This is a genomic window from Cetobacterium sp. (assembly GCF_977044495.1).
Genome location: NZ_CDRRQU010000032.1, coordinates 22,035 through 28,233 on the forward strand (window position 1 = coordinate 22,035; position 6,199 = coordinate 28,233).

Below are 6,199 nucleotides of genomic sequence, written 5' to 3' on the forward strand. Positions count from 1 at the left end.
CCTCATTCGTATCAATAATTTGATTAGAATGAGGTTTATTTATATATTAGCACTTTTATTTAAAAGATTTTTTATTGATCGTTTACAGGTTCATTTAAAGATTTTTCATATACTTTTAAAAATGGAATATATATGAAAAATGAAACAGCAATCAATCCACAACTTAGAATAAATGCAGCGATACTAAAGTTAGTTGCAAGCAGGGCTCCAACAGGTCCTGGAGTTGTCCAAGGAACAAGAGTTATAATTTTACCAACTAAGTCAAACTTTGTAGCAAACCATGCTATACAAGCATTTAATACTGGAACTCCAACAAATGGAATAAACAATAGTGGATTCATTACTATAGGAGCTCCAAACATTATAGGTTCGTTAATATTGAATACTGCTGGAATAACTGATAGTTTTCCGATAGATTTAATATGTGCATTTTTACTCACAGACATAGCAAGTGCAAGCCCTAGAGTAGCTCCAGCTCCTCCGATATAAACATAAGTATCAAGGAATCCTCCTGCAAATATTTTTGGTAGAGTTTCACCAGCTTGAAGGGCAGCTTGATTGACAGCAAGATTAGATAAAGTTATAGAGTTAATAATGGCTATAACGATATTTGTTCCATGTAATCCAGCGAACCATAGAAGATGAGTAATTATAATGATAAAGATTACTGATATCAGTGAATCAGACATATTTAATAGTGGTGCAAAAGCTTTTAAAATAATTTCAGGAACCATAAGATTTAAACTCTTCATTGCAAAGACATTCACCGCTTGGAAGATGATTGTAACAAATACAATTGGAATCAATAACTCAAATGATTTAGCAATTGCGGGTGGTACTGAGTCAGGAAGTTTAATAACAAACTTTTTTTGTACCAATAATCTGAATATTTCAATAGCTATGATTGCTCCTAGTATGGCTGTAAATAGCCCTTTAGCATCAAGATATCTGGCATCCATAATTGGCATCCATCCGCCATCTGGGATAAGAAACAGGGCTCCAGCTCCTTCGGCTTGACCAACAGGTAACCAATCAAGTTTAGCTGAAACCAGTAAAAAAGCATACATTGATAGGAATCCACCAGTTGTACCATTAAGACTATAACTATTAGATAGAGACATCCCAATCCCATATGAGACAAATAGAGACATTATACCCATGCTCACATAGAAGGGTTGTACTAAGTCTCCTTTAAAAGATCCCATTAAATTAGCGTACCATTCCATATAAAGAATATTGTTAGGATCAGTACACGGTAAATTTACCATTAAAAGAATAAAAGAACCAATAATTAAGAATGGCATCACATAAACAAAACCATCTTTGATAGCATTTAGGTATCTATTTTGCCCGACTTTAGCAGCAATAGGCATAAGTTTTTCTTCAATAATATTCATAAAGTTGCTCATAAATTTTTCCTCCATATTTTAAGTTCTATTATATCAAATTTTATAGAAAGGGGTGGAGGAAAAAACTTCCCCTCCCCATAATTTTTAAAATTTTTGAGAATTTGATAGTTAGTTAAACTTGTAGTTTAAACCAACATATCCCCACCACATATTACACGTTTCTTTTCCATTTACTCCACCAAAAATATTTGAATTTTTGAAATCTCTTTTTCCATTTTCAAAAGCGACTCCAACAAATGTAGAAAGTTGTTCAGTGAATACATAGTTACCCATTAATTCATATCTGATTCTGTCCCCAAATCCAGCTTCCCAATCTCTTTTAAAATCTCCATTGCTATCTTTAGAATCTACAGTTTTCTCTAAAGTAAGTCTAATTCTAGGCATAATAGTTAATTTTTCAGTAGCTTGGTAAGGCATCATAATTCTAAGTTGAGTTTCTACCATCTCATAAGAGTCATAGAACTCTCCAGTTGTGTAGATAGTAGGATTTAATGACAATGTTTCAGTCAATTTAAATGAAGGTCCAAAATCTCCTTCCCAGTAGTTTCCTTTTGTACGTTTTCCAGATTTAACAATAGCTGTAGGATCTAGAATATCAATTTCATAGCTAGTTCCTTTATCCATATCATGACCAACAACAAACCATCCAGCAAAAAGATTGTTATAATAATTCCAATCAGTTCCTAATTCAAATCTTTCTCTTCTGAATCCATCACCATTTTCATTTCTGTATTTAACATGGAACCCTTGATTTTCAAGTAGTTGATATCTAACTTTCCAATCAGTTCTTGTTCTATCGTTTGTTCCCTCTTTGAAAGAATAAGCTCCTCCGATATATCTTCTTTCAACATTCAAATCCAAAGTTAATTTTCCTTTAGAAGCAGAGACACCAGTTCCCCAGAAAAGAGCATCATCTCCATTTCCCATAGGGTTCATTGACCCTTGATAATTTCTAGGCAATCCAGATCTAACTATCTTAGATGAGTTGTCAAAGTTTTCAGTTTCTAAATACATTCTACCATTAAAAGTCCATTTATCCTCAGGAATTTCAACCATTGTCATAACTTGAGTCTCATCATTTAAACTCTCTTCTTTAACTTCTCCTGCGATAGGTGCTTCAGTAATAGTTGTAGGTCCCGTTACAACCTCTTTAGCAAAAACATTTGTACCCAATAATGATAAAACAGCCAATAAATAAAGTGATTTTTTCATTTGTTCCCCTCCCGTTTTTTAGTAAAAATAGCAATCTATTTTCTTACTATTTAGCTAAGCTTAAAGCAAAGTCTAAAATTTTCTTACCATTTAAAGTTCCGTATGCCATAGTATCGATTACATCCAAAGGTTTTCCAGCTTCAGCAGCGATAGCTCCCAATTCAGCTTTTTTAAATCTAACCTGTGGACCTAAAAGAAATACATCATATTTAGGTAGTAACTCATGGAATTGTTCTAAACCTACGGCATCAATTTTAACTTCTATATTTTCAGCAGCAGCGGCAGCTTCCATTTTCTTAACAACCATACTTGTTGACATTCCTGCAGAACAAAGTAATAATATTTTTTTCATAGTTCTTTCTCCTTTTAATATATATTTTTAGTTACATATTTGAATTTATAATCTGTTTTAAGTGATCCAGTCACTTGGCATTACGATTATAGTTTATGTTTTAAAAAAAGTCAAATTTATCAAAAATAAGACTTTTTTCGTCAAGTGCAAATCTATATTCTAAAAAAAAGCTTGAAAGAAAGAGATAAATATTGTATTCTCTAGTTGTAACGAAAAAAAAATAAAAAAAAATCGTCTAATTTTTATATAAAGTTGTTTAAAAAAAACAAAAAAATTTTAAAAATTAAAAAAAATTTATTAAAATATATAAAAAAGGTGGTGTAATATGAGAAAAATGACCTTTGATTTTTCTAAAAATGATATTTTTATAGATACGGATAAAAAATTAAATAAAAAAGAAAGAGATTTTTTAGAGATAATCAGAGAGAGGTATAAAGGAAAGAATGAGAAATATATAATTTTTACAGAAAAAGAACTAAAATCAATTGTAAAAGAGAGAGGTTTGATAGAAGATTTTTTAGATAAATTTTCAAAAAGAAGGATTCATTTAAAATTGATAGAAAAAGGGGAAGAGATATTTTTTTCTTCATTTCCGATATTTGATTTTTATATGAGAAATAGGGAAGAGTATAGACTCTATATTTCGAGGTCATTAAAATCAATTAAAGAGAGTGGAATTTTTGATGATATAGATTTACTGTTAATTCTTTTATTTAAGGATAAAAAAAGTTTTCAACTCTATTTAACTATGATAAAAAATAGAAATCAAGGTGGTTTTTTAATAGGTAAAGATCAACTAAAAGAACTTTTAGGGGTAGGACAAGAAAATTATGAAAGATTTTATGACTTTGAAAAGACAATTCTAAAACCAGCATTAGAGGATATAAATCAATTAACAAAATATAATATAGAGTATAAAAAAATAAAAAATAGTGATGGGTTTACCAGCAAAATAATGGAGATAGAATTTATATTTAGTCATAAGCTATCTGCAATTTTAGTAGAAGAGATAGATAGGTTATTGCTCCCACTTAGAGATAGAGTGGATTCAATATCCACTATAAGTAAAGTTATAGAGGAAGCGTTATTAAAAGAGGGAGTAGAATTTGTTAGAAATAATTTATATCATCTAGATAAGGGAATTTCAGGTTCTTTGGATGAAGCTATATGTTTAGCTCTAAAAGAAAACCAAGAACTAGAAAAACAAGAAAAATATATTTTAGTTAATAAAACGGTAGATATATTTTCCAATAGATTCATTTTTGAATCAAGGCTTTATAAGGAACTTTTAAAATGTAAATTTTATTATAACTATAGTTTTTTAAAGATTTTAAGAAGTATGAAGATAGGGGAAATGTTGGAGTATAAAGATGAGGGACATAAAATAAATATTCTCTATTTGGATAAAGGGAGAGAAAGCAGTATAGAAATCTATAAAACAGTGGAAGAGGCTACGGGAGAAAAAAAATAAATTTCCCCGTCAATGTATGAAAAAAAGTTAGGAAGTGATTGAGAATATTATGGATATTAGACGAATAAAATAAATAAATTTTTCTTGAAGTTTTAACGCTTGACTTATGTGGAAAAATTTAGTAAAACCTAGGTAAAATAAAGGTTTTGAGGAGGGAGTAGAGAATGAAACAATTAGGAATATCTGTATATCCATTTCATGCTACATTAGAAGAGAATAAAAAATATATTGAATTGGCTGCAAAGTATGGATATAGGAGAGTTTTTACTTGCTTGTTATCGGTTGATGGGGATAAAGAGATTATACTGAAGGAGTTTAAAGATACTATAGATTATGCAAATAGTTTAGGAATGGAAGTCATGGTGGATGTAGCTCCATCAATATTTAATAAATTGAATATAAGTTACGAAAATCTGTCCTTCTTTAAAGAGATAGGAGCTTGTGGAGTAAGGTTAGATTTAGGTTTTTCTGGAAATGAAGAGAGTATAATGACATTTAATGAGTATGGATTATTAATTGAAATAAATATGAGTCAAGATACAAACTATGTGAATACTATAATGGACTTTATGCCAAATAAAGAGAAGTTAGTTGGGTGCCATAATTTTTATCCACACAGATATACAGGATTATCAAGGGAACATTTTAGAAACTGCAATAAAAGATTTAAGAGTTTTGCTTTGACAACAGCAGCTTTTGTTACATCACAAACAGGGACCTTTGGTCCATGGCCTGTAAATGATGGACTTTGTACATTGGAGGAACATAGAGATCTTCCGATTGAGGTTCAAGGTAGAGAGTTGTTCAATGAAGGGATAGATATTGTGATTATATCCAATTGTTTCCCAACAGAGGAGGAGCTTAAGAAATTAGCAGATATAAATAAAGAGATGTTAGAGATAGAGTGCGAAGTTTATAAAGGTGTAGGAGCAGTCGAAAAAGATATAATAGAAAAAGAGCTACATTATCAAAGAGGAGACGTAGGGGAGTATGTTGTTAGATCAACACAACCAAGAGTAAAATATAAAGGTATCCATTTTGAGCTATTTAATCCAGTTGATATTAAAAAAGGAGATGTTTTAATAGAATCGTCACTTTATGGACAATATGCGGGAGAGCTACATATTGCAAAAAAAGATATGAAAAATTCGGGAAAAACAAGTGTAGTAGGAAAGATAGATTCGAATTATATGGGATTGTTAGATAGTATTAAACCTTGGCAAAAATTTAAGATTAAAATAAAAAAGCAATAAAATCGGTTTAGGAGGAGAAAATGATAGATTTTACGGAAGAGGAATTAGAGGAGATAATATTTTCAATAGTTGCGTATGCAGGAGAGGCAAAAGGATGTGCTCATCAAGCATTGGCATTTGCAGAAGAGGGAAAGTTTGAGGAGGCTGAAGAGTGTATGAGAGAGTGTGATGCGGCAGTTTTAAAAGCTCACCACGTTCAAACTGATATGATTCAAAAGGAAGCAGGAGGACAAAAGATTCCATTATCAATAGTTTTTGTTCATGCTCAAGATCACTTGATGACAGCTTTATCTGAGAGAGAGTTAATTAAGAAAATGATTAAACTAAATAAGAGATTATTCGCATTAGAAAATAAATAGTAAAAAGCATAAAATGGAGAGTGTTTAACTCTTTGTGTAAACCTCAGTAATTTTTCTAGATTAATAGATTTAATATTTTTTACTTTTAATACTAATATTTTCTTTAGAATAATACGAATTTAACTCGGCGTCAGGGTTTTTCT

At 30.5% G+C, this 6,199-nt stretch carries 6 protein-coding genes; 3 read left to right on the forward strand and 3 right to left on the reverse strand.

Features of this window, described 5'->3' with window-relative positions; translation table 11 throughout:
- Positions 1–71: 71 nt before the first annotated feature.
- The 3 genes from celB to ACWI69_RS08565 form a co-directional block, all read right to left on the reverse strand.
- On the reverse strand, positions 72–1,409 hold the full coding sequence (gene celB, locus ACWI69_RS08555; protein WP_448821424.1) for a PTS cellobiose transporter subunit IIC: 1,338 nt from the start codon (positions 1,407–1,409) through the stop codon (positions 72–74).
- 108 nt (positions 1,410–1,517) lie between these two features.
- Positions 1,518–2,621 carry a hypothetical protein gene (locus ACWI69_RS08560; RefSeq protein WP_448821425.1) on the reverse strand — a complete coding sequence of 368 codons (1,104 nt, stop codon included), beginning with the start codon at positions 2,619–2,621 and terminating at the stop codon, positions 1,518–1,520.
- A gap of 46 nt (positions 2,622–2,667) precedes the next feature.
- A complete protein-coding gene (locus tag ACWI69_RS08565) occupies positions 2,668–2,973 on the reverse strand; it encodes a PTS sugar transporter subunit IIB (RefSeq protein WP_448821426.1) in 306 nt (101 codons plus the stop codon).
- A 325-nt stretch (positions 2,974–3,298) separates the two neighbouring features.
- Between ACWI69_RS08565 and ACWI69_RS08570 the strand changes: the two genes are divergently transcribed.
- The 3 genes from ACWI69_RS08570 (at position 3,299) to ACWI69_RS08580 (ending at position 6,056) form a co-directional block, all read left to right on the forward strand.
- Positions 3,299–4,444, forward strand: a complete 1,146-nt coding sequence (locus tag ACWI69_RS08570) for a hypothetical protein (protein WP_448821427.1) — start codon at positions 3,299–3,301, stop codon at positions 4,442–4,444.
- Between the two features lie 164 nt (positions 4,445–4,608).
- Positions 4,609–5,697, forward strand: coding sequence for a DUF871 domain-containing protein (locus tag ACWI69_RS08575; RefSeq protein ID WP_448821428.1), 1,089 nt, complete (start codon positions 4,609–4,611; stop codon positions 5,695–5,697).
- Positions 5,698–5,717: 20 nt separating this feature from the next.
- Positions 5,718–6,056: a PTS lactose/cellobiose transporter subunit IIA gene (locus ACWI69_RS08580; protein WP_448821429.1), complete on the forward strand. Its 339-nt coding sequence runs from the start codon at positions 5,718–5,720 to the stop codon at positions 6,054–6,056.
- The last annotated feature ends 143 nt before the right edge of the window (positions 6,057–6,199 follow it).